Genomic DNA, 23,361 nt, shown 5'->3' with positions numbered 1-23,361 from the left:
CCGCCGCCGATTGCCCGAAGTCTCCGTCAGGCCAGCAGCGTCCGCATCGTGGCGGCGTGGCGGGCCATGATGGCGTCGCGCGCCTTGTGGCGGCCGTTCTCGACGACGAGCCGACCGGCGACGCGGACGGCATCGACGCGCCAGCCGTCGGCGAAGATCCAGGCATCGAACAGGGTCTCGGGCGCGACAGGCAGGTCGCGGGTCGGCGCCAGCGCGACGAGGTCGGCGGGGGCGCCGGGGGCGAGACCAATCGCGTCCGAACCGGGAGCCGCGGTCGCGGCCCCGAGCGCCCGGGAGCCGCCCGCCAGAGCGCCGGCATAGAGCGTTTCGCCGGTCGACCCGCCGGGGGCGGCGATCACGTTGCGGGCGCGGCGGCCGAGGCGCTGGGAATATTCCAGCATGCGCAGTTCGGCTGGGACGCCGATCTCGACGTTGGAATCGGATCCGACGCCGAAGCGGCCGCCGGCGCCGAGGAATTCGGGCGCGTCGAAGATGCCGTCGCCGAGATTGGCCTCCGTGACCGGGCACAGCCCGGCGACCGCACCCGACCCGGCGAGCGCGCGGGTCTCCTCCGGCAGCATGTGGGTCGCGTGGATCAGGCACCAGCGCCGATCGACCGGGGCGTGATCGAGGAGCCAGGCGACGGGGCGCCGGCCGGACCAGGCCACGCAATCCTCCACCTCCAGCACCTGCTCGGCGACATGGATATGGATCGGGCCGTCCGGCGCCATCTCGACCAGCCGGGCGAGCTCGCCGGGGGCGACCGCGCGCAGCGAATGCGGGGCGAGGCCGAGAACGGCACGGTCGAGCGGCCGGATCGCCGCGGCGGCGCCGTCCAGCATGCGGGCGAACAGGTCGAGATCGGAGATGAAGCGGCGCTGCCCCTCCGCCGGCGGCTTCGCGCCGAAACCGGCATGGGCGTAGAAGACCGGCAGCAGGGTGAGGCCGATGCCGGTCGTGGCTGCGGCGGCGGCGATGCGCGCCGCCATCTCGGCCGGGTCGGCATAGGTGCGGCCGTCGCGGTCGTGGTGCAGATAATGGAACTCGCCGACGCGCGTGAAGCCGGCCTCCAGCATGGTGCAGTAGAGCGCCCCGGCGACCGCCTCGACATCGTCCGGCGTCATGGTCAGCGCGAAGCGGTACATCTGTTCGCGCCAGCTCCAGAACGAATCCGAGCCCGGCCCGCGCCGCTCGGCGAGGCCCGCCATGGCGTGCTGGAAGGCGTGGCTGTGCAGGTTCGGCAGGCCGGGCACCATGACCGCATGGCGCGCGTCGCCGGGCTGAGGCGCCGCACCGGTCTCGACCGTCGCGATGGCGCCGTCGGCCAGCGCGATGCGCACGTCGCGGGCCCAACCGCCCGGCAGGAAGGCGTGGTCGGCGTGAAGCACGGTCATGGGCGCATCCGGTCTCGGCAACGGGGCAGGGCGTGACCGGGTCGGCCGGTCCGAATGATATGTCTATACATTAAGCCGGCTCGGCTGTGAAGCCGGGCGGCCGGGTTTCCGACCCGCGGCCATTGCCGTCAGGCGGCCGGCAGCGTCCCGGGCGAGACCGTCGACGCCCCATCGGAGGCGACCGGCGTTGCGTCGCCCGCGGCAGGGGACCCGCCGGAGCCAGCCGCCGCGCGGTCTGCGGCGCCCGGCTCCGACCCGCCATCCGGGACGGTCCCGGCGGCCGCCACCACGATTTCCGCCGGGGCGGGCGTGCGTTCGCGGACCAGCTTCGCAACGCCGACGAAATCGGTCTTGCCCGAGCCGAGGACCGGCAGCTTGTCGACCACGACGACCTCCGACGGCGCCATCAGTTCGGCTGCGCCACGGCTCTTGGCGAAGGCTTGGAAGGCCGCACGCGACGCGCCGCGCGCCGTGGTCACCATCACCAGCCGTTCGCCCTTGCGCGGATCGGGTTCGGCGACGACCGCCGTCATGGCGTCCGGCCAGAGGTCCGAGGCCAGCGTCTCGACCGCCGCCAGGCTGATCATCTCGCCGCCGACCTTGGCGAAGCGCTTGGCGCGGCCCTTGATGGTGACGAAGCCCTCGCGGTCGATGGCGACGATGTCGCCGGTATCGTACCAGCCCTCCGGCGGCGGTTCGAGCACGCCCGGCGCCTCGGCGCGCAGGTAGCCGAGCATGATGTTCGGCCCGCGCAGCATCAGCCGCCCGCCCTCGGTCACGCCCGGCACCGGCTCCAGCTTGTGCCGCAGCCCCGGCAGCAGCCGGCCGACCGTGCCGAAGCGGTTGAACATCGGCGTGTTGATGGCGACCACCGGCGCCGCCTCGGTGACGCCGTAGCCCTCCAGGATGCGCAGCCCGAAGCGCTCCATCCAGACCCGCCGCGTCGTCTCCTTGACCGGCTCGGCGCCGGCGACGACGTAGCGCAGCGAGCGGAAGTCGTAGGGGTGCGCGGAGCGCGCATAGCCGGTCAGGAAAGTGTCGGTGCCGAAGAAGATGGTCGCGTTGGAGCCGTAGACCAGCTCCGGCACGATCCGGTAGTGCAGCGGCGAGGGATAGAGATAGACCGGCACGCCGGAGACCAGCGGCAGGATCAGGCCGACCGTCAGGCCGAAGGAATGGAACAGCGGCAGGACGTTGAAGACCTTGTCGGTGCGTCCGAAATCGATCCGCGCCGCCGCCTGGGCGGCATTCGCCAGCATGTTGCGGCTGGACAGCACCACGCCCTTCGGCGTGCCCTCCGAGCCGGAGGTGAACAGGATCGCGGCCGGATCGTCCGGCCCGCGCGTGGCGAGCGGCGTCTGCCAGTGCCACAGCGCGGCGAGCCGGTCGGTCAGGCCGACGGTGGCGCGGATGTCCTCCAGATAGACCAGCCGGATGCCCTGGCCGTCGAGCGCATCGACGATCGGCTGCAGGCGGGCCTTCTCGATGAAGCCGCGCGAGGTCACCACCGTCTCGATCACGGCCGCCCGGCAGGCGGCCAGGATGTTGGTCGGCCCGGCCGAGAAGTTGATCATTGCCGGCACCCGGCCGGCCGACATCAGGCCGATCGTGGCCACCGCGGCCGCATTGGCGTTGGGCAGCATCACGCCGACATGGGCGCCGGGCGCGGCGAGCGGCATCAGGCGCTGGCCGATCACCCGCGCACCGGCCAGGAACTTGCGATAGGAAAGCGGCCCCGACAGCGGATCGTCGAGCGCGATCCGGCCCGGGCCCTCGTGGCGGGCGGCATCGACCAGCGCGCGGAACACGGTGCGGTCGATCGCGGTCGTCCGGTAGACCAGATCCGACATGATCTGGTAGAGCGCCGCGCCCGAGGCGAGCCGGCGCATCTTGCCCTTCAGCGCCGGATCGACATCGAGCTTGACCGGCTCCAGGATGGTGACGCGCACCTTGGGGAACAGGCGGCGGCGGATCTGGTGCGGCTTCAGCCGGGTGAACGGTGTCTGCTCCAGGCCCTCGATGCGCACCGGCACCACCATGGCGTCGGCCTTGTCGGCGATCAGCCCGGCTCCGTCATAGACCTTCATCAGCGATCCGGTGACGGTCAGCCGCCCCTCGGGGAAGATGATCAGCGTCTCGCCGTTCCGGACCGCATGGATCAGCGTGCGGGTCTGCATCGGCTTGGTCGGATCGAGCGGCATGGCCCGCGTGATCTTCAGGAACGGCTTCACCCACCAGCGCTGCGCGATGCCGGAATCGATCGCGAAGACCGGCTCCTGATCGAGCAGCGACAGGGCCAGGCCGGCATCCAGGAAGCTGACATGGTTGAGCGCGATGATCCGGCGCGGCCCGGCCTTGGCGACATTCTCCAGGCCGCGTACTTCGAGCCGGAAGATGCCGCGATAGACGATCGAGAGCAGGTCGCGGAACGGGCTCGTCGGCAGGGTCCGGAAAATGACGACGCCGACCGCCAGCGTGGCGAGGCCGAGCACCGCGAAGACCCCGGCGACGCCGAGACCGAGCGCCAGCAGGATGGCGGTCGAGATCGAGCCGACGGCGATGAAGGCGCCGGAGAGCACGTTGGAGGCGCCGATCACGCGGGCGCGCCGGTCCTTGCCGGCCCAGGCCTGCAGGGCCGAGAAGGACGGCACGATGAACAGGCCGCCGGCGATCGCCAGGCCGAACAGATCGATGCCGATATGCAGGCCGCGCGCGCTGGTGAACACCTCGACGGCGCCGACCGGCGCGCCGGTCGCCTTGACGCCCCACAGCGCAAAGGCCAGATCGAGCGAAAACAGCCCCATCAGCACCGCGCCGACCGGCGTCGGCAGGAGCACGATGCGTTGGCTGGACAGGAACGAGGCGAGGCCCGAGCCGAGCGCGATCGCGATCGAGAAGATGGCCAGGAAGGCGGTGACGACGCTTTCCGAGCCGCCGATGACGGATTTCACCATGGGCGGCAGCAGCGACAGCACCACCGCGCCGATCAGCCAGAACCAGCTCGTGACCAGCCCCAGCCACCAGAGCCGGGCGTCGGCCTTCAGATCGCGGATCAGGCCGCGCGTCGAGACCATCACGTTGGGCTCGATCTCGAGCCCGGGCGCGGCCTCGCCGGCCGGCGGGATCATCCGCGCGGCGCCCCAGGAGATCAGCGCGAAGACCATCATCAGGCCGGACAGCGTCGCCGGATCGCCGCCGCCGGCGGCCGCGACGCCGGCGATCACCGTGCCGGTCAGGATGGCGATGAAGGTGGCGCTCTCGATCAGCGCGTTGCCGCCGGGCAGTTCGGATTCCGCCAGGTGATCCGGCAGGATGCCGTATTTCACCGGTCCGAACAGGGCCGCGATGACGCCGAAGCCGCCGAGCGCCACGAACAGGATCACGATCGAATGCAGCGCGAAGCCGATCACGGCGATGAGCGCGACGAAGATCTCCAGGAACTTGACCCGCTCGGCCACGCGCGCCTTGTCGTAGCGGTCGGCGATCTCGCCGGCGAGCCCCGACAGGAAGAAGTAGGGCGCGACCAGCACGGCTCCCGCCAGCGCGACCAGGGCCCCGGACCATGCCTCGGAGACATGGTAGAGGATCAGGAAGACCAGCGCGTTCTTCAGGAAATTGTCGTTCAGCGCCGAGAAGAACTGGCAGACAAAGAGCGGCGCGAAGCGCCGTTGCAGGATCAGCGGGCGGGACATCGGGTCTCCGGACGGTCGAGGAGGCGCGGAGGCGGCCACGCGTGCGGTCGGGGCGGCCCGCGCCGCCGGGCGCCATCACCCGGTCGGCGCGAGCCTGTTCGACAGGACCCTACCGGAACTTCTTTTCCTTCCGGTTTCTTCGATCGTTCGTTTCGTTTCCTTTGCCCGCAATTTCGCGTCGTCCCGGCCGTCCTGTCTCAGGCGCTCGCCTCGTCGAGCTCCGCAATGGCGGCGGCGTCGAGATCGAGTTTCGCGGCGGCGAACAGGGGGGCGAGCTGGTCGGCCCGGCTGGCGCTGGCGATCGGCGCCGTGATGCCCGGCCGGGCCATCAGCCAGGCGACCGCGACGGCGGCCGGCTCGGTGGCGTAGCGGTTGGCGACGCGGTCGAGCGCCGCGAGGATCTTCAGGCCGCGCGGGTTCAGATAGCGGGTGACGATGGTGCGGCCACGCACGCTGAGGCCGGCATCGGCCTCGCTGCGGTACTTGCCGGTCAGGAAGCCGGCCGCCAGCGCATAGTAGTTGATGACGCCGACCTCGCGCTCCCGGCAGAGCGGCTCCAGCGCGGCCTCGTAGTCCTGGCGGGCATAGAGATTGTATTCCGGCTGCAGGCTTTCGTAGCGCGGCAGGCCGGTCTTCTCGGCGAGATCGAGCGCGGCGCCGAGCCGCTCGGCGGTGAAGTTCGAGGCACCGATGAAGCGCACCTTGCCCTGCTCGATCAGCCGGGAATAGGCCTCCAGCACCGCCTCGATCGGCGTTTCGGGGTCGTCCCGGTGCGACTGGTAGAGATCGATATGGTCGGTCTTCAGCCGCCGGAGCGAATCCTCGACCGCCTGACGGATCCAGCGCGGCGACAGGCCCTTGCGGTCGCCGCCCATGTCGGAGCCGACCTTGGTGGCGATGACCAGCCGGTCGCGCCCGCCGCGCGCCTTCAGCCAGTCGCCGATGATGGTCTCCGATTCGCCGCCCGTATGGCCTTTCACCCAGGTCGAATAGACATCGGCCGTGTCGATGAAGTTGAAGCCGGCGCCGACGAAACGGTCGAGCAGGTCGAAGGAGGCGGCGGCATCCGCGGTCCAGCCGAAGACGTTGCCGCCGAAGCAGAGTTTCGTGACCATCAGGTCGGAGCGGCCGAGCCGGCGCAGTTCCATGGCGGGATCTCCCTTGTCCGTGCCGCGGAACGTTAGGGGCCGGATCGCCCTGCGGCAACGGCTGACGGCGGGCGGCAGGCCTGCAGGCCGGTCCCGCAGGAGGGGCGGAGGCGATCGGACGGGGAGAGGGATCGGTCGGGGAGAGGGATCGGTCGAAAGGAGAAACCGGCGGGGGTATCGTCGGACGGTCACGACGCGATCGAGGCGGGTAGCTAGGCCGCCGATCACGTACTGCCATCGTGGAATGCCCGAGCCCCGCCATATCCCACGATGACGGGCATCCGGGGGGCGGTGAGGCATCCTGCCGTCCTCCACCCCCGCCAGCCGGACCCTTATAGACGAGCCCGCCGAAACCGCCACCCGGCATGGCGATCAATCCCCATCTTTGCGCTTTCGGGCTGCAGGCGGTTTCGGGCTAAACTCCCGGTCCTGATTCCCGGGCCCGATTCCCGGCCCGTCGCCGGTCCCGCCTTCCGCCGAGAACCGCCCCATGCGCTTCACGTTCCTGCATGCCGCCGACCTGCATCTCGGCAGTCCGCTGGCCGGCCTTGCGGGCAGGGACCCGTCCGTCGCGCGCCGCATCGCCCTGGCCGGCCGGGAGGCCTTCTCGGCATTGGTCGACCGGGCCCTCGACGAAAAGGTCGCCTTCGTCCTGCTGGCCGGCGACATCTACGACCGCGAATGGCAGGACAACGCCATCGGCCTCTTCTTCAACAAGGAGGTCGCCCGCCTGCACCGCGACGGCATTCCGGTCTTCATGATCCGCGGCAATCACGATGCCGCCAGCGTCGTGACCCGGACCATCACGCTGCCGCAGAGCGTCGGTCAGTTCTCGACCCGCAAGGCCGAGACCCTGCGGCTGGACGCCCTGCGCGTCGCGGTCCACGGGCGTAGCTTCCCGGACCGGGCCGTGGAGGAGAATATCGCGCTCGACTATCCGGATCCGATCCCCGGCTGGTTCAATATCGGCCTGCTGCACACCTCCCTCGACGGCCGTCCGGGCCACGCCCCCTATGCGCCCTGCTCGCTCTCCGACCTCAGGTCGCGCGGCTACGACTACTGGGCGCTCGGTCATGTCCACGAGCACGAGGTGGTCGCGACCGACCCGCATGTGGTCTATCCCGGCAACATCCAGGGCCGCAGCGTGCGCGAATGCGGTGCCAAGGGGGCTGTGCTGGTCGATGTCGAGGACGGCCGCGTGGTCGATCTCCGCCGTGTCCTGACCGCCCGCGCCGAATGGGCGATGGCCGCCGTCGACCTGACCGGGATCGGCGAAGGGACCGGCTTGCTGGCGGCCGTCGAGGCGGCGGTCGCACAGCATCTTCCCGCCGACCGGGAGACGATGTTGGTCTTGCGCGTGACGCTGACCGGGACGACGGCGCTGCACCTGGGGCTCTCGGCGCATCCGGAAACGCTGCGCACCGAGATCCAGGCGGCGGCCGACCGGGTCCATGGCGATGTCTGGGTGGAAAGCGTCAAGCTGGCCACCCGGGAGCCGTCGTCGTCAGTCGCCGGTCCGGTCGATACCGCGAATTTCGGGGCGCTGCTGGCCCGGATCGGTGCGGAGCCGGCCTTCAGGGAGCGGATCGCCGGCGAGATCGCCATCGTCTCGGCGAAGCTGCCGCCGATCGAGGGCGCGCCGCCGCTGGCGGATGATCTGCACGCGATCGTCGAGGAGGCCCGTGCACTGGTGCTCGGCCGCGTCGCCGGCCCGGGGGCGTTCTGATGCGGATCACCCGGCTCGATCTCGGCCGCTACGGCCCCTTCTCCGACAAGAGCCTCGTGTTCCGGCCGGATGCGCGGCTGCATGTGGTCTACGGCCCGAACGAGGCCGGCAAGTCGACCGCGCTCGCCGCCGTGACCGATCTCCTGTTCGGCATCGAGGAGCGCAGCGTCTACAACTTCCTGCATCCCTATCCGGATCTCTGGATCGGCGCCGAGATCGTCGACCGCGCCGGCCGCCGCCTGGCCTTCAGGCGGCGCAAGCGGCGCAAGGGCGCCCTGGTCGACCCGTCGGGCGGCGAGTTGCCCGACGATGCGCTGCTGCCCTTTCTCGGCGGCATCGATCGCGCGCAGTTTCTCGCCGGTTTCGGCCTTTCCGCCGCGACCCTGCAGTCGGGCGGCAAGGAACTGGCGCAACAGGCCCAGGACAGCGGCGGCCAGTTCTTCGCGGCGGACTACGGCATCAACGGCGTGCCGGCTCTGCGGCAGGCGCTCGAACACGAGGCCGAACAGGTCTTCGGCACCCGCGCCAAGGCCTCGCGCCGCTTCACCCAAGCCCACGACCGCTACGAGGCGGCCCGCCGGGCGATCCGCGAGCATGAACTCGGCGCCCAGGAATGGAAGCGGCTGACCGAGCGGATCGAGGCGCTGGACGCGGCCTGCGCGGTGGCCCGCAATGCCCGGACCGAGGCCGAGATCGCGGAGCGACGGCTGGAACGGGTCGAGCGCGTACGGCCGGCTCTCGCCGAACTCGACCGGATCCGGGCCGAGCGCGCCGCCATCGGCGAGCTGCCGGCGGCCCCTCCCGGCGCGGCCGCCGAGGTGCTGGAGGCGATCCGCACGGTCGCCGACCGGGACGCAACCGTCGAGGCGGCGCGCGGCGAGCATCGCGACGCGCTGGAGGAACTGTCGGGGATCGTGGTCGACGCCGCGTTGATCGCCCGGGCCGGCGCCGTGGCCGGCCTGACCCGTGCCGTCGGCGGCTACACCAAGGCGATCGGGGCCTGCCCGGCCGCGATCGAAGCCCTGGAGACCCTGCGCGCGCGCATGGCCGGCCTTGCCGGGCAGCTCGGTTTTCCGGATGCCGAGAGCCTCACGGCGGCCGAACCCGGCACGGCGGGGATCGCCGCCTTGCGCAAGGACCTCGCCGACGGCCGCCGGCACGAGGCGGCCGTGGCGAACGCGGCCATGCAGGTGGTCGAACAGCGGCGGCGGCTGTGGGACCTGGAGGCGATGGGGGCGGCGGCCGGCGCGCCGGCGGATCCGGCCCCGCTCAAGGCCCGTCGTGCCGCCTTCGACCCCCTCGTGGAGCGCCTCGAAGAGGCCGCCCGGACACGCGCCCGGCTGAACAAGTCGGCCGGGGCCCTGGCCTTCGACGCCGCTAAACTCGATCCGGCCGTGACCGATCTGGCCACGCTGGCGCTGAAGCCGCGGCCGTCGATCGAGGTCCAGAAGGCGTTTGCGGCCGACCGGAGCCGGCTCGACGGCGAAATCGCCCTGCTGCGCGGCGCGTTGGCCGCCGAGACGGCGACGATCGCCGCGGCCGACGCCCGGCTGGCGGCCTTGTCGGCCCGCGGCCCGGTGCCGACCGCCGAGGCCATCGCCGACGCCCGTGCGGCGCGGGATCGCCTCTGGACGCGCGTCAAGGCCGCCCTGTGGGGGGCACCGGATGCCCCCGCCGAGGCGGTCCTCGGCGCGACGGTGGCCGATTTCGAGGCCGCCAAGGCCGAGGCCGACCGGCTCGCCGATGCGGCCGCGCAGGATGCCGAGCGCGTCGCGGCCTTCGCGCTCGAGACCCGCGATCGCGCCGCCGCGGAGGCTCGTCGCCGGGACGCCGCCGCGTCGCTGGACGACCGCGACAGCGCCTGGCGCGACCTTCACGCCCGCTGGACGGCCGCCTGGGCGCCGGCCGGCATCGCGCCGCTAGCGCCGCCGGCGATGGAGCCCTGGACCGCCAAGCTCGACGGCCTGATCGCCCGCCTTGAGGCGCTGGAAGCCGACCGCGCGGACTTGGCCGAACACGACCGGCAGATCGCCGCGGCGCTGGCGCCCTTGCGCGATCTCGCCCGGGCCGCCGGCATCGCCGAGGCCGACAGCCTCGATTTCGGCCTCTGCGCCCATCGCCTGGATGGCCGGCTCGACGAACTTGCCGCGGCCTTCGACGACAGCCGCACCCTGGCGGGCGGCATTGCGGCGGCGCGGCAGACCCTGGAGGAGCTTTCGGCGGAGGAGCCGAGAGCGCGGGCGGCGCTCGATGCTTGGCGCGCCGGGATCGGCCCGCGCCTCGCCGCGCTCGGCCTCGCTCCCGATGCCGCGTTCGAGGCGATCGAAAGCGTGCTCGACGCCTTTGCCAGCCTGCCGGATCTGCGTGAGAAGATCGCCGCCGGCAAACGCCATCTCGATCGGCTCCAAGGGGAGATCGGCAGCTTCGAGGCGGAGGTCGCCGACCTGGTCGCAGCCATCGCCCCCGACCTTGCCGATCATCCGTCCGATCTGGCGGTGACGGCGATCGAGCGGCGCCTGGCCGCGGCCCACGACGCGGAGACCCGACGCAAGAGCGCCGCGGCCCGCCTCGCGCGCGCCGAGGCGGCACTGACGGGGGCCGAACAGGATCTCGCCGAGGCGGATCGGCATCTCGACATTCTGACGGCGGCGGCCGGCCTCAAGCGCGGCGACGATCTCGCGGCCCGTGCCGCGACACGGGTTCGCGCGGAGGAACTGGAGGCCCGCGCCGCTGCCCTTCTGGACCAGATCGGGCGGCTTGCCGACGGTCGCGACGAGGCGGCGGTGCGCGAGGAGGTCGCGGCGATCGATCCGGATGTGGTGGCCGTCAGCCGGCATGAGCATGCGGCAGCCAGGGCGTTCCACGACGAAGAGGTCACCCGCCTCTACGCGGAGCGCCAGGAGGCCATCCGCTTGCGCGACGAGCGGGGCTCGGGCAACGCCGCCGACCTCGACTGGCAGGCCAAGCGTGCGGCAGAGGCCGAACTCGCCGTCGCGGCGCGCGACTGGGCCGTGCTCCGGACCGCTAGTCTGATGATCGACGCGGCGATCGAACGCCATCGCGAAAGCCGGCGCGATCCGCAGGTGCAGCGCGCCGGCGAGTTGTTCCGGATCGTCACCGGCGGCGCCTTCCAGGGGCTGAGCCAGGACTGGGACGACGAGAAGGAATGCTTGCGCATCGTCGGCGTGCGCGCGTCGGGCGATCGGATCGACGCCAAGGCGATGAGCGAGGGGACGGCCGACCAGCTCTATCTGGCGCTGCGGCTCGCCCATCTGGAGGAGCATGCCGCCCGCGCCGAGCCGGCGCCCTTCCTCGGCGACGATCTGTTTGCGAGCTTCGACGACGCGCGGACCGGCTTCGGCCTGCAGGTGCTGGCGGCGATCGGCGGCGAGGTCCAGCCGATCCTGTTCACCCACCATCGCCATGTCGCCGCCATCGCCCGGGCCGAACTGGGCGACCGTGCGGACGTGATCGATCTGACGTGAGCGGCCAGACGGGAGCAGCGGGCCCGCCGAGCCAGTCACCGAAGCCGGGCGGGTCTCCGATCCGCTCGCCGATCAGGCGGCCGACGGGAGATCGACCGGCACCGGATCGGTCTCGGTCTGCATGTCCGTCCCGGACGTGACCGAGACCTCGACCTCGACCGGATGGGCGGCGCCGGTCGGCCCCGTATAGCTGCCCGAGATCGGCGACGCCTGGCCGGGGCTGCGCGCCACCGCCACCCGGAGCAGGGCCTCGCCGGCGACCAGGCGATTGGTCGGATCGTATTCGACCCAGCCGGTCTCGGGGATGAAGACCTCCGCCCAGGCATGGGTGGCGCCGCCGCCGGTCAGTCCGCCGGCGCCGAGATCGGTCGCCTGATCGTACAGATAGCCGGTCACGAAGCGGGCCGCGAAACCGGCCCGGCGGGCGCATTCCACGAACAGCCAGGCCATGTCGCGGCAGGAGCCCGACTGCCAGCGGATCGTATCGACCGGGTCCTGGGTGCCTTCCTCCCAGCGGAAGCTGTAGGCGACGCGCTCGTGGATGCGCTGGTTCAGACCGTCCAGGAAGGCGAGGCCCTGCGTTCCGGCCGCGTCGAGAATGTCCTGCATGAAGCCGTCGACGACGCCGTCGGCGTCGGGCGTCAACGGCGTCATGAAGGCTTCGAGCACCGCAAGGTCGTCGCCCTGATAAGCGATCGGGAAGGCGGTCGCCGCCGGGTGGGTGAAGAACGGCACGGTCGATTCGAAGCGCTCGACCACCAGCGTACTGACGATGTCGAGAATGTCGGTCTCGCCGTGGAAGTCCGCGATCGCGATCGCGTTGCCGAGCGGATCGTGGTGCCAGCGCAGGGTCGCCGGAGGGGTCGTGGCGAGTTCGGCCTTGATCAGCCGCATGTCGAAGCTGCCGCGCGGCCGGGTCATCAGGCGATGGGGGCCGAGCAGGACGGAGGTCGAATAGCGATAGGTCGTACGGTGGCGGATCGTGAAGATCATGCGGGCCTCTCGGAAGGGGGCAGGACCGGGCGTCGTTCGCCCGGTCCCGAAGGCATTCCGGCGAACCGGCCGTCGTCGCAGCCTCGGCCGGATGCCGGTTGCGTCACGGCGCCGAAATGCCCGGGATCAGACGGCTCGGCTGATCCGGGCCGTTCGACTTGAAGACGATCGTGCTGCAGCCCGGCAGGCAGGACTCGGCCTGGGTTGCGGATGTGGTGAACCGCAAATCGCGGCCGGGCTGGCCCTGAAAGCGCGCGAAGGCTGCGGTCACGCGCGCGTCGCCATCGGCATCGAGGCGGTCGGTCTTGGGCATGGCGGCCAGAATGCTGAACGGACCGGTCGCGCCGCTCGGGGCATCGCTCAGCATCAGCCCGCCGGCCGCGGCAATAAGGATGGAACCGGCGGCGAAGGCGACGGGAAGGCGTGTTCCGATCATCGTCTGTCTCCTCGGGTTGTCGTGTCTCGTCGACAGGTCAACGCGAGAGACGGAGCCCGGTTCCGCCATGGCGGTCACGGTTCCGGGAGTGCGCCGGCACGGGGCGGGAAAATGTCCGCCGCCGTCACTCCTTGCCGGCGGCGATTTCGTGGACGGAAGCGGCGGACGCGATCGAGGCGGCTTCGCGGGCGGCGGGGTCGCCGTCACCGAGGGCGCTGGCGGTCGGCGTCTGTGCGAGCGTGTCGAGCAGGCTCAGAAAGCGGTCGGGGATCGGCTCGGCAATGATCTTGTCGAAGGATTGGCGCAGCCGGCGCCCGATCGCGTCCTGGGCGATCCGCGGCATACGGGCGTCGGGGGCTGCGCCGGTGGTCTTGGTCTCGTTCATGGTCTCAAGGCGATCCGTTTCCGACAGTCTACTTCATTTCCATGCGCGAACGAACTCAAGAAAGCGACCCCGCCGCGCCTGGCTTCACGCCGTGCCGTCATCCTTGGAACCGCCATCCGCGGACCCGGCGTCCCGACCCGGGGCGGAACCCGGTCCGTCCTTCGGTCGCGCCAGGGCATCGAGCAGCGCTTCGAACCGTTGCGGCATCGGCTGGATGGCGGCCGCGGAAAAGTGGGAGCGCAGGCGGCCGCCGATCCGCGCGAGCACGTCGTCGGGCAGACCCGGCTTTCGGCCGTCATCACCCGGATCCTCTGTCTTGCCCATTCGTGCAATCCGAACCCGCGGCTCGCATACATCCGGCCGTCAACTCCCTTCCGCACGACTTGGTTCCCGACCGGCTGGAACTTTTTCACAAGCGACGCGTTTCCAGATCTCCGTGCGCACACACGGCCCCTTTTGGAGGCTCATCAATGAATATGAAGGACAGGATCGGGGCGCATCTTCCCTACCTGCGGCGGTTTGCCCGCGCTCTCAGCGGGTCCCAGCAGAGCGGTGACGCCTTCGTTCTCGCCATGCTCGAATGCCTTGTCGAGGATCCGACCATGCTGCGCGGGGATCTCGAAAACAGGACCGCGATCTACAATCTGTTCCTGCGCATCTGGAACTCGATCAGCACCAACGGCACGACCGAGATGTCCGAGGACCATGTCGCCACCCTGGCGGCGCTGACGCCGCGGTCGCGGCAAGCCTTCCTGCTGGTCACGCTGGAGAATTTCAGCGAAGAGGAAGCCGCGCAGGTAATGGATGTCGAACCGTCCGAGTTCGCCGAGATGATCGAGGAGGCCGGCCGCGAGATCGCCGAGCAGGTCGCCACGGACATCCTGATCATCGAGGACGAACCGATCATCGCGATGGATCTGGAGGCGCTCACCACCGAGCTCGGCCATACGGTGATCGACATCGCGCGCACGCAGCGCGAGGCGCTCGACATCGTCGCGCGCCGTCGCCCCGGTCTGGTGTTGGCCGACATCCAACTCGCCGACGGCAGTTCGGGGCTCGATGCCGTCAACGCGATCCTGGAAACCTTCGAGGTGCCGGTGATCTTCGTCACCGCCTATCCGGAGCGCCTGCTGACCGGGACCAAGCCGGAGCCGACCTATCTGGTGACAAAGCCCTTCCGGCCGCAGAACCTGAAGGTGATCATCAGCCAGGCGCTGTTCTTCAAGGAACGCGCCACACGCAAGATCGCGGCCTGATCGGCGTCATGCCAGGCCCCATCGGGGGGCCTGAATCTCCGGTTCCCAAAAGGCAAGAAAGCCCGGGCCTCCCCGCCCGGGCTTTCTTTTGGCTCGATTTGATCTCGAGCTACCAGCCCATGAAGTACATGAGGATCAGCAGGGGGATCGGGACGCCAAGCAACAACATGACGATCCAGCGCATGATTGCATCTCCGTTCGGGGCAGAATTGCCTCATCGGTTTAGCAACGCGAACTTCACAATATGGTTCCCCGAAGGCCGTTGTTATGCAGTGATGGCTGCGTGACCGGAAGAGCGGAGCCTGTGCGGGGATCGAGACTGTCTGCCGGGTGCCGAAGATTGCAAAAAACCGCCGGCCATGTGGCCGGCGGTGCAGGTCAGGGGATGGGAACCATTCGGGGGGATCTTCTCAGGACGGCGCCGAGACCGGACTTCAGATGACCGTCCAGGGCGATCCGGTACCGTTTTCGGAGCCGACCGCCTGGGCCTGACGATCGGGGCCGAGTTCGTCGCTCGACGAGACGGCCAGGATTTCGAGCAGCCGACGGCGTGCCCGGTTGACCCGGCTCTTGATGGTGCCGACCGCGCAGCCGCAGATTTCGGCCGCCTCCTCGTAGGAAAAGCCGGAGGCGCCGACCAGCACCAGGGCCTCGCGCTGGTCGGCCGGCAGCGTGTCGAGCGCAACGCGGAAGTCGTCGAAATCCAGCCGCCAGGGCTGTTCGGGCTGGGACACCAACCGCGCCGCCGCCATCCCATCGACGTCCTGCACCTCGCGCTTGCGCTTGCGGTACTGGGAAAAGAAGGCGTTGCGCAGAATGGTGAAGAGCCAGCCGCGCAGACTGGTGCCCTGGGTGAAGGAGTGATAGGCGGCCCAGGCCTTGACCAGGGTTTCCTGAACCAGGTCGTCGGCCCGATCGGCATCGCCGCAGAGGGAGATCGCGAAAGCCCGCAGCGACGGGATTTCGGCGATCAGCGCGTCCTTCTGACTTTTCGACTGGGTCCCGACCATCAAGCGGCGCCTCCAAGCTCGGTGGCCCGTTTGCCCGGGTCGGGCGGCGCAGGCGTCTGGTCTCCGACGGGCTGCTCGGCCCGGTCGAGGGCATCGATGAGCGTCCGGAACCGTTCCGGGATGGGCTCCGACAGGACGCGATCGTAGATGCCGCGCAAATGCGAGCCGAGATGTGCCTGCAACCCCGCCTCGAGCGGCGGAAGTCCTGAGGACTTGGACCTTGTTTTGGACTTGCTCATGTGACCTGCTGGTGCTCGGGGACCCGGGTACGAAACCCCCGCCCCATCCTGCGGGAGAACCGCCTTGTCGATGTGGCTCGGACTAACGCGGCCAAACGGCATGAGTTCCACGCTGATCGACATGTTGTCCCGGAAAGGCGCCCGGCCTACCTTGGCGTAAGGAAATATTGGTACACCGGGAACAGCCGGACGGAGAACCTCGCATGTCGATCGCCGCCCTTGTGGCGCCGCAACTGCCCTATCTGCGCCGCTACGCCCGTGCGTTGACGGGGCGTCAGGATCTCGGTGACGCCCGCGTCGCCAAATGCCTCGAGCGCCTGGCCGACGACCCGGACCGGCTCGATGCCGATCTGGAGCCGCGCGTGGCCGTCTATCGGCTCTTCTCGGAAATCTGGAATGCGGCGCCGGTCCATGCCGGACCCGGCGGTTCGGCCGCCGACCGGCGCATCGGGGCCCTGCCGCCGCTGCCGCGCCAGGCCTTCCTGCTGACCGCCATGGAGGGCTTCACCGCCGAGGAGGCTGCCGACATTCTCGATGTCGATCCCGACCAGTTCGACGACTGGCTGGTCGAGGCCGGACGGCAGATGAGCGCCGAGATGGCGACCCGCGTCCTGATCATCGAGGACGAACCGATCATCGCCATGGAGTTGGAAAGCCTGGTGGCGGCGTTGGGCCATACGGTGACCGGCAATGCCCGCACCCATGGCGAGGCGATCGGTCTGGTCGAGCGCGACCGGCCCGGCCTCGTCCTGGCCGACATCCGGCTGGCCGACGGCAGTTCCGGTCTCGATGCGGTCAACGAGATCCTCAAGATCGCCGATCTTCCGGTGATCTTCATCACCGCCTATCCGGAATATCTGCTGACCGGCAAGCGCCCCGAACCGACCTTCCTGATCACCAAGCCGTTCCGGGACGACATGGTTCGGGCTGTGATCAGCCAGGCGCTGTTCTTCGAAACCCGGCCGGCGGCCTGACCCCGGTCAGCGCCACAGGAGCGCCAGCACCGCGATGGCCGCAGCCTGCAGGGCGAGCGCGAGCCGGTAGAGCCTGAGGGCCCTGCGGATATCCGCCGCGTCGGCGCGGCGTCGGCCGTCGCCCATGGTGGCATCGTCGACGAGCGTTTCGCCATAGACGCGCGGGCCGGCCAGCGCCAGCCCGAGAGCGCCCGCCATGGCGGCTTCCGGCCAGCCGGCATTGGGCGAGCGATGCTGGCGCGCGTCGCGCAGCACGGCGCGTGTTGCGCCGGATGCCGAGGCACCCGGCATCAGGGCCGCGGCGAGGATCAGCCAGAGTGCGGCCAGGCGCGAAGCCGGCAGGTTGATCAGGTCGTCGAAGCGCGCCGCCGCCCAGCCGAAAGCCTCGTGGCGCGGAGTCCGATGGCCGATCATGCTGTCCGCCGTGTTGGTCGCCTTGTAGAGCACGCCGCCGATCGGACCGGCCGCCGCGGTCCAGACGAGCGGGGCGACGATGCCGTCGGAGAAGTTCTCGGCCAGGCTTTCGATCGCCGCCCGGGCGACGCCGGCCTCGTCGAGACGGGCCGGGTTGCGCCCCACGATCATCGAGACGGCGCGGCGGCCCTCGTCGAGGCCCCGGTCGAGGCCGGCTGCCACGGCGGCGACATGCTGATCGAGGCTGCGCTGGGCCAGAAGCGAGGAGGCGGCGATGCCGAGAAGAAGGAGGCCGATCCAGCCGCCCGGCGCCAGGAGCACCGGCACGGCCGCTGCCGTTCCGGAGATGGCGAGCAGCAGGATGAGGGCCGCGACGCCGGCGATGCGCCGCCGGCCGGGCGGGTCGGCGTCCCGGTTCAGATGCCGGTCGAGCCCGCCGATCAGGCGGCCGATCCAGGTCACCGGATGGCCGATCCGCCGGAACAGGGCATCCGGATAGCCGAGGGCGGCTTCGATCACGAGGGCGATCAGGGCGACGGCGAGCGAGTCGGAAAGCGTCATGGCACCGGCGGAGGGGCTGGCGGAGGGACGGCGGCGGCGCCGATCGGGACTGACTGAAACCACGATGCGGCATCGAGGTAAACCGGGCGGGTGGCGGCCGCAGGTTCGGCGGGCGGACTTGCCGGCATCCGGCGTTCGGGGCATCAAGGCAGTCGAGCGCGCCCTCGCCATGGGCGGCCGCAGGAGCCGCTGCCGTGTCCGATCTCCGACCCGAAGACCGCCTCGCCGCCGCCTACGCGGCCATCGACCGTGCCAATGCGGACGATCCGACCCTCGCCGGCGATCCGCCGCGCCCCTATGCGGTGATCTACGGCGAACGCATGACCGCATGGCTCGAACGGTTGGTCCCCGACGCCTCCGATGCGCTCAGGATCGCCGTGCGCGGCCAGCATATCCGCCGCTTCGACCGGCCGCGGTCCGAATTTCCGATGGACAAGCCCGGCTATTTCGCCTGGCGCAACCGGCTCAAGGATCACCATGCCGATCTGATCGCCGGGATCATGACCGAAGTCGGCTACGGCGAAGACGATGTCTCTCGGGCGCGCTCGATCGTGCGCAAGGAGCGGCTGAAGCGTGATCCGGATGCGCAGGCGCTGGAAGACTGCGCCTGCCTGGTCTTCCTGGAGCAGGAGTTCGCGCCCTTTGCGGCCCGGCACGAGGACGACAAGATCGTCGATATCGTCGCCAAGACCTGGATCAAGATGTCGGCTGCCGGCCATGCGGCCGCAGTCGCCATGGTGCCGGCCTTGCCGGAGCGGCTGCAGCGGCTGGTCGGGCAGGCGGTCGCGGCGGCGGGAGCGCGCCGGGACTGAGCGCCCCGCCGTCCGGGCGATGCGCAGACCGGATCTTGACGGGCGCGAGGTCCGTTCAGCCGCCGCCCCGCATGTCGACGTGCCCGTCCATCGCCGCCGCCTGGGGCGGCTTCGGCCGGAAGCTGACGGTGAAGCAGGCTCCGCCTTCGGCGGTATGGTCCAGGCGGCCGTCGAGCTGGCGAACCATGGCACCGACCATCTGCATGCCGAAGCCGTTGCGGCCGTCGATGCGAAAATCCGGCGGCAGTGGTGTCGTGTTGCGGACCGAGAGGGTGCATAGCCCCTCCGCCATGGCCAGCGTCACGAATACCGCGGGCTCCGCGCCGCCGTGCTTGATCGCATTGGTGACCAGTTCGTTGACCACCAGGGCGAGCGACATGGCCTGGTCCGGGGTCAGCAGCAGTGGATCGGCCACGACCGCGCATTCGCGCCCGTCCGGCAGCATCGACTGGGACAGGTCCTGGCACAGTTCGCGCAGGAACGCGGCGAAGTCGACCGACTCGATGCCGTCGGAAGCGTGCATCCGCCGATAGGCCATCGCCATGGAGTTGACCCGGCTGACGGCCAGGTCGAACTGCTGGCGCGCCTCCGGATCGGTCACGGACCGGGACTGCAGCTTGAACAGGCTGGAGACCGTCTGCAGGCTGTTCATGATGCGGTGATTGAGCTCGCGCAGCAGAACGTCCTTGTAGGCGAAGGCCCGGGCCAGGTCGTCGGCCAGTTCGTCGAAGGCGCTGCCGAGCTGGGCGAATTCCGCCGTCCCGGTCATGGCGGTGCGCGCGCTCAGGTCCCCGTCGCGCCAGCGCCGGGTGACCGCGATGATCCGGTTGACGGGGCGGGCGATCAGACGGCGGCCGAACAGCCAGGCCAGCACCATGGCGGCGGCGGCGGCGACGACGATCCCGACGATCCCGCGCATCGTGGCGCTGTCGAGCGGGCCGAACGCCTCCGCGCGGCCGAGGCCGACCCCGATATAAAGCCCGCCCGGACTGACCGCGGGCGGAATGTAACCGACGATGCGGCGCACGCCGTCGAGCGGGGAGGTGACGTCGATGGTCCCAGGGGCGCTGGCCCGTGCGGTCTCGCGCCAGATGTCCTCCGGAAAGGGCTTGCCGACGAAGCGTCCCCCGTCGGGAAGGCGAAGCAGGATGGTGCCGTTGCGATCGGCGACGGTCATGACGCGGTTGAGCGACCATTGCGGTCCGTCGAGGTCGGCGGCGAGCCGCGCCAGCCCGATGCTGACGAAGACGACGCCCGCGGTCTCGCCCGCCGGGTTGCGGTACGGCATCGCCATGTGGAAGCTCGGCACGCCCGTCCGCTGCCCGACCGCGTAGGTCCCGACCGTGAAGCGGCCGGTTGCCATCGCCTCCCGGAAGTAGAATCGATCGCCCACCGGCGGCATCGGTCCCGCCGTGTCGAGCCGGTCGGTGGCGCAGAAGACGTTGCCGGCGCGGTCGGCAACGCCGATCGCCTCGAAATCCGGATGCGCGGTCCGCAGGGCCCGCAGGATCGCGGTGCATTCGGTCGGCTCGGCGTTGCGGATGTCCTTGGACTCGCTCAGCGCGGTCAGCATCAGCCGGACGCCTTCGGTCAGGCGTTCCTGGGCGGCCGCGACCTGCTGGGCCTGGAGGGCGACGCTGGCCCTCAGCTCGGTCTCGCGCGCGCCGCGCAGGGCGAACTCGTTGACCGCCTGGAGCGCCACGACAGGAAGGAGGGTCAGGCCGGCCAGGAGCACGACGCGACGGCTCAGGCTCATATGGCGGGTCTCCCGTCGGCCAGATGCGAGTCCCGGGAGACCGAACTCCCGAATTGGGGATCATCCACCATTTTTTCCGGCGATGCACCGGTCATTTCGGGTGGGTGGGTTCGGAATCCCCAACGTCTCCCGTTAGTTCCAGAGGTCGTCCGGCTGCGCCGCGCGCTGGCGGCCGGCGCTCGGGAGCGTCGGGCCGCTGAACGTCAGGCCGTGCGGTCGAGACCGCCGGCGCGGCATGTCGGTGGATGCGGGGGGCGAGAGTCCGTCCCGGTCAGATCGCCCCGATCTGATCGAAAAGGACCAGCTTTCGCCGTTGAGTCTGGAGCTTTGCCTTATCGATTGGATGATTCCATCCGATCGGGACAGGCTCCAGCAGATTGCTGAAAAACGCGTCGGAACGCGATCAGACGCGGCCCGTTTCAACTCTGTCATCCCCGGGGCTTGTCCCGGAGATCTCGATTTTCCAAAGACTTGGCCATCGCACTGGATCCCCGGGACAAGCCCGGGGATGTCAGAATGGCGGGTTCGGAGTGATGTTCAGCAGCCTGCTAGGCGTCGAGATTGGCCGAGAGCGCGTTTTCCTGAATGAATTCGCGGCGCGGCTCGACCTCGTCGCCCATCAGGCGGGTGAAGATCTCGTCGTTGTCCTCGGCCTCGCGCAGGCTGACCTGCAGCAGCGTGCGGGCGTTCGGATCGAGCGTCGTCTCCCAGAGCTGGCTGGGATTCATCTCGCCGAGGCCTTTGTAGCGCTGCATCGAGATGCCCTTGCGGCCCTGCGCGAAGACGGCTTCGAGCAGGCCGCGCGGGCCGCGGATCTGGGTCACGACATCCTTGCGCTTGAGCTCGGCCGCCTTCTCGTAGATTTCCTGCAAATGGGCCGTGTGCGCATCGAGCTTGCGGGCATCGGCGGAGGCGAGCAGGGCGGCGTCGATCCAGCGTGCCTCGGTCACGCCGCGCAGGGTGCGGGTGAACAGCAGGCTGCCGTCGGGCTTGGCCTCGCCAACCCAGCCCTTGGCGAATTCGTCGGCCAGGATGTCCAACCGGCGCGCGACATAGGCCGCCGCCTCGCGACCCTTCTCCAGGTCGTTCAGAACATTGGGCGTCAGCGCGCCGGCGATCGCCGCCTGCTCGACCACGTCGCGGTCGTAGCGGTGGTGCAATCCGTCCAGGATCGCGGCGACCGCGCGGGCTTCGTCGACCACGGCGCGCAGATCGAGCCCGGCCCGCTCCTCGCCGGAGGCGAGCCGGAGGCCGCTTTCCTCGAGGCCCATGTTGATCAGGTAGTCCTCGAAGGCCTTCTGGTCCTTCAGATACTGCTCGGACTTGCCGCGCGCGACCTTATAGAGCGGCGGCTGGGCGATATAGAGGTGGCCGCGTCGGATCAGGTCCTTCATCTGCCGGAAGAAGAAGGTCAGCAGCAGCGTCCGGATATGGGCGCCGTCGACGTCGGCGTCCGTCATGATGATGATCTTGTGGTAGCGCAGCTTGTCGAGGTTGAACTCGTCGGTGCCGATCGAGGTGCCGAGCGCGGTGATCAGCGTGCCGATCTGCTCGCTCGACAGCATCTTGTCGAAGCGCGCGCGCTCGACATTGAGGATCTTGCCGCGCAGCGGCAGCACGGCCTGGTTCTCGCGGTTGCGGCCCTGCTTGGCCGAGCCGCCTGCGGAATCGCCCTCGACGATGAACAGTTCCGACTTGGCCGGATCCTTCTCCTGGCAGTCGGCGAGCTTGCCGGGCAGCGAGGCCACGTCGAGCACGCCCTTGCGACGGGTCAGCTCACGCGCCTTGCGGGCGGCTTCGCGCGCGGCGGCGGCCTCGACCACCTTGCCGACGATCGTCTTCGCCTCGGAGGGGTGTTCCTCGAACCAGGTGCCGAGCGCTTCGCCGACCAGGTTCTCGACCACCGGCCGGACCTCGGAGGAGACCAGCTTGTCCTTGGTCTGGGAGGAGAATTTCGGATCCGGCACCTTGACCGACAGGACGCAGGTCAGGCCCTCGCGGCAGTCCTCGCCGGACAGGCCGACCTTTTCCTTCTTGGTCAGGCCGGAGGAATCGCCGTAGCCGACCACCTGCCGGGTCAGCGCGCCGCGGAAGCCGGCCAGATGGGTGCCGCCGTCGCGCTGCGGGATGTTGTTGGTGAAGCAGAGCGTCTGCTCATGGTAGCTGTCGTTCCACCACAGCGCGCATTCGACCGTGATCCCGTCCTTCTCCGCCTTCATGGTCACCGGCCGGGGCAGCAGCGGATGCTTGGCGCGGTCGAGATAGCGCACGAAGGCTTCCAGGCCGCCCTCGTAGCACATGGTCTCGGCGCGCATCTCGACGCCGCGGCGGTCTTCCAGCGTGATGTTGACGCCGGAATTCAAGAAGGCGAGCTCGCGCAGGCGGTGCTCGAGGGTGGCGTAGTCGAACTCGATCCGGGTGAAGGTCTCCGGGCTCGGCACGAAGGTGACCTCGGTGCCGCGCCGGCCGCCGGCATCGCCGACCACCGCCAGCGGGGCCTCCGGATCCCCGTGCCGGAAGCGCATGTGGTGCTCCAGGCCGTTGCGCCAGACGCGCAGGTCGAGCGTGGTCGACAGCGCATTGACGACCGAGACGCCGACGCCGTGCAGGCCGCCCGAGACCTTGTAGGAATTCTGATCGAACTTTCCGCCCGCATGCAGCTGGGTCATGATCACTTCGGCGGCGGAGACGCCCTCGCCGGCATGGATGTCGGTCGGGATGCCGCGACCGTCGTCGCGCACCGTCACCGAGCCGTCGGCATTGAGCCGTACCAGCACTTCGGTCGCCCAGCCGGCCAGCGCCTCGTCGATGGCGTTGTCGACCACCTCGTAGACCATGTGGTGCAGGCCGGAGCCGTCGTCGGTGTCGCCGATATACATGCCCGGCCGTTTGCGCACGGCATCGAGGCCCTTCAGCACCTTGATGGAATCGGCGCCGTATTCGGCCGATCCGTTGCTCGTCGTGCCGTTCGGGATGTCTTCGTTCATATCGATTCGTTCGCTCGCCTCAGCGCAGGATGCGCGCCCTTATAGACCCGCGCGCGCGGGACTCCAAACCGCCATCAAGCGAGGAAAAATGCC

Annotated in this window: 17 protein-coding genes; 5 read left to right on the top strand and 12 right to left on the bottom strand. The window is 69.9% G+C overall.

What is annotated here, in order from left to right:
* Positions 1-26: 26 nt before the first annotated feature.
* The 3 genes from ABB55_RS10455 to ABB55_RS10445 form a co-directional block, all read right to left on the bottom strand.
* The gene (locus ABB55_RS10455; RefSeq protein WP_054358758.1) at positions 27-1,394 is read right to left on the bottom strand and encodes a formimidoylglutamate deiminase; all 1,368 of its coding nucleotides are present in this window, start codon (positions 1,392-1,394) and stop codon (positions 27-29) included.
* Between the two features lie 128 nt (positions 1,395-1,522).
* A complete protein-coding gene (locus ABB55_RS10450) occupies positions 1,523-5,086 on the bottom strand; it encodes an acyl-[ACP]--phospholipid O-acyltransferase (protein WP_083463514.1) in 3,564 nt (1,187 codons plus the stop codon).
* A 197-nt stretch (positions 5,087-5,283) separates the two neighbouring features.
* Positions 5,284-6,234, bottom strand: a complete 951-nt coding sequence (locus ABB55_RS10445) for an aldo/keto reductase (RefSeq protein WP_054358757.1) — start codon at positions 6,232-6,234, stop codon at positions 5,284-5,286.
* 490 nt (positions 6,235-6,724) lie between these two features.
* Between ABB55_RS10445 and ABB55_RS10440 the strand changes: the two genes are divergently transcribed.
* Together ABB55_RS10440 and ABB55_RS10435 are read left to right on the top strand one after the other, a co-directional pair.
* Positions 6,725-7,960 (top strand): metallophosphoesterase family protein, encoded by a 1,236-nt coding sequence (locus ABB55_RS10440; protein WP_054358756.1) that lies wholly within the window; start codon positions 6,725-6,727, stop codon positions 7,958-7,960.
* Positions 7,960-11,445, top strand: a complete 3,486-nt coding sequence (locus ABB55_RS10435) for an ATP-binding protein (protein ID WP_054358755.1) — start codon at positions 7,960-7,962, stop codon at positions 11,443-11,445. Before ABB55_RS10440 ends, ABB55_RS10435 begins: the two co-directional genes overlap by 1 nt.
* Positions 11,446-11,517: 72 nt before the next feature.
* Here the strand turns inward: ABB55_RS10435 and ABB55_RS10430 are convergent, their stop codons facing one another.
* The 4 genes from ABB55_RS10430 to ABB55_RS10415 form a co-directional block, all read right to left on the bottom strand.
* Positions 11,518-12,438 carry a transglutaminase family protein gene (locus tag ABB55_RS10430; protein WP_054358754.1) on the bottom strand — a complete coding sequence of 307 codons (921 nt, stop codon included), beginning with the start codon at positions 12,436-12,438 and terminating at the stop codon, positions 11,518-11,520.
* A 103-nt stretch (positions 12,439-12,541) separates the two neighbouring features.
* Entirely contained in the window at positions 12,542-12,943 is a 402-nt protein-coding gene (locus ABB55_RS10425; RefSeq protein WP_152981998.1) for a hypothetical protein, read from the bottom strand.
* A gap of 55 nt (positions 12,944-12,998) precedes the next feature.
* Positions 12,999-13,259 (bottom strand): NepR family anti-sigma factor, encoded by a 261-nt coding sequence (locus tag ABB55_RS10420; RefSeq protein ID WP_054358752.1) that lies wholly within the window; start codon positions 13,257-13,259, stop codon positions 12,999-13,001.
* A gap of 84 nt (positions 13,260-13,343) precedes the next feature.
* On the bottom strand, positions 13,344-13,583 hold the full coding sequence (locus ABB55_RS10415) for a hypothetical protein (protein WP_054358751.1): 240 nt from the start codon (positions 13,581-13,583) through the stop codon (positions 13,344-13,346).
* A gap of 146 nt (positions 13,584-13,729) precedes the next feature.
* Here ABB55_RS10415 and ABB55_RS10410 point away from each other — a divergent pair, with 146 nt between their 5' ends.
* Positions 13,730-14,515 carry a response regulator gene (locus tag ABB55_RS10410; protein WP_054358750.1) on the top strand — a complete coding sequence of 262 codons (786 nt, stop codon included), beginning with the start codon at positions 13,730-13,732 and terminating at the stop codon, positions 14,513-14,515.
* Between the two features lie 434 nt (positions 14,516-14,949).
* Here the strand turns inward: ABB55_RS10410 and ABB55_RS10405 are convergent, their stop codons facing one another.
* Together ABB55_RS10405 and ABB55_RS10400 are read right to left on the bottom strand one after the other, a co-directional pair.
* A complete protein-coding gene (locus tag ABB55_RS10405; RefSeq protein WP_054358749.1) occupies positions 14,950-15,525 on the bottom strand; it encodes a sigma-70 family RNA polymerase sigma factor in 576 nt (191 codons plus the stop codon).
* Entirely contained in the window at positions 15,525-15,764 is a 240-nt protein-coding gene (locus ABB55_RS10400; protein ID WP_140940123.1) for a NepR family anti-sigma factor, read from the bottom strand. Before ABB55_RS10400 ends, ABB55_RS10405 begins: the two co-directional genes overlap by 1 nt.
* A gap of 203 nt (positions 15,765-15,967) precedes the next feature.
* Here ABB55_RS10400 and ABB55_RS10395 point away from each other — a divergent pair, with 203 nt between their 5' ends.
* On the top strand, positions 15,968-16,738 hold the full coding sequence (locus ABB55_RS10395; protein ID WP_054358747.1) for a response regulator: 771 nt from the start codon (positions 15,968-15,970) through the stop codon (positions 16,736-16,738).
* A 6-nt stretch (positions 16,739-16,744) separates the two neighbouring features.
* Here ABB55_RS10395 and cbiB read toward each other — a convergent pair whose 3' ends face one another.
* Entirely contained in the window at positions 16,745-17,713 is a 969-nt protein-coding gene (gene cbiB / locus ABB55_RS10390; protein WP_054358746.1) for an adenosylcobinamide-phosphate synthase CbiB, read from the bottom strand.
* Positions 17,714-17,907: 194 nt separating this feature from the next.
* On the opposite strand from cbiB, the gene ABB55_RS10385 reads away from it, so the two are divergent.
* Positions 17,908-18,525, top strand: a complete 618-nt coding sequence (locus ABB55_RS10385; RefSeq protein WP_054358745.1) for a DUF4202 domain-containing protein — start codon at positions 17,908-17,910, stop codon at positions 18,523-18,525.
* 55 nt (positions 18,526-18,580) lie between these two features.
* On the opposite strand, the gene ABB55_RS10380 is transcribed toward ABB55_RS10385, so the two are convergent.
* Together ABB55_RS10380 and gyrB are read right to left on the bottom strand one after the other, a co-directional pair.
* Positions 18,581-20,281, bottom strand: a complete 1,701-nt coding sequence (locus ABB55_RS10380; RefSeq protein WP_054358744.1) for a sensor histidine kinase — start codon at positions 20,279-20,281, stop codon at positions 18,581-18,583.
* A gap of 548 nt (positions 20,282-20,829) precedes the next feature.
* On the bottom strand, positions 20,830-23,268 hold the full coding sequence (gene gyrB / locus ABB55_RS10375) for a DNA topoisomerase (ATP-hydrolyzing) subunit B (RefSeq protein WP_054358743.1): 2,439 nt from the start codon (positions 23,266-23,268) through the stop codon (positions 20,830-20,832).
* Between the last annotated feature and the right edge of the window lie 93 nt (positions 23,269-23,361).

It is taken from the genome of Prosthecodimorpha hirschii, from assembly GCF_001305515.1.
Lineage (GTDB): Bacteria > Pseudomonadota > Alphaproteobacteria > Rhizobiales > Ancalomicrobiaceae > Prosthecodimorpha > Prosthecodimorpha hirschii.
The sequence above is the reverse complement of the archived record's forward strand: the minus strand, read 5'-3'. Positions and strand labels throughout refer to the sequence as shown.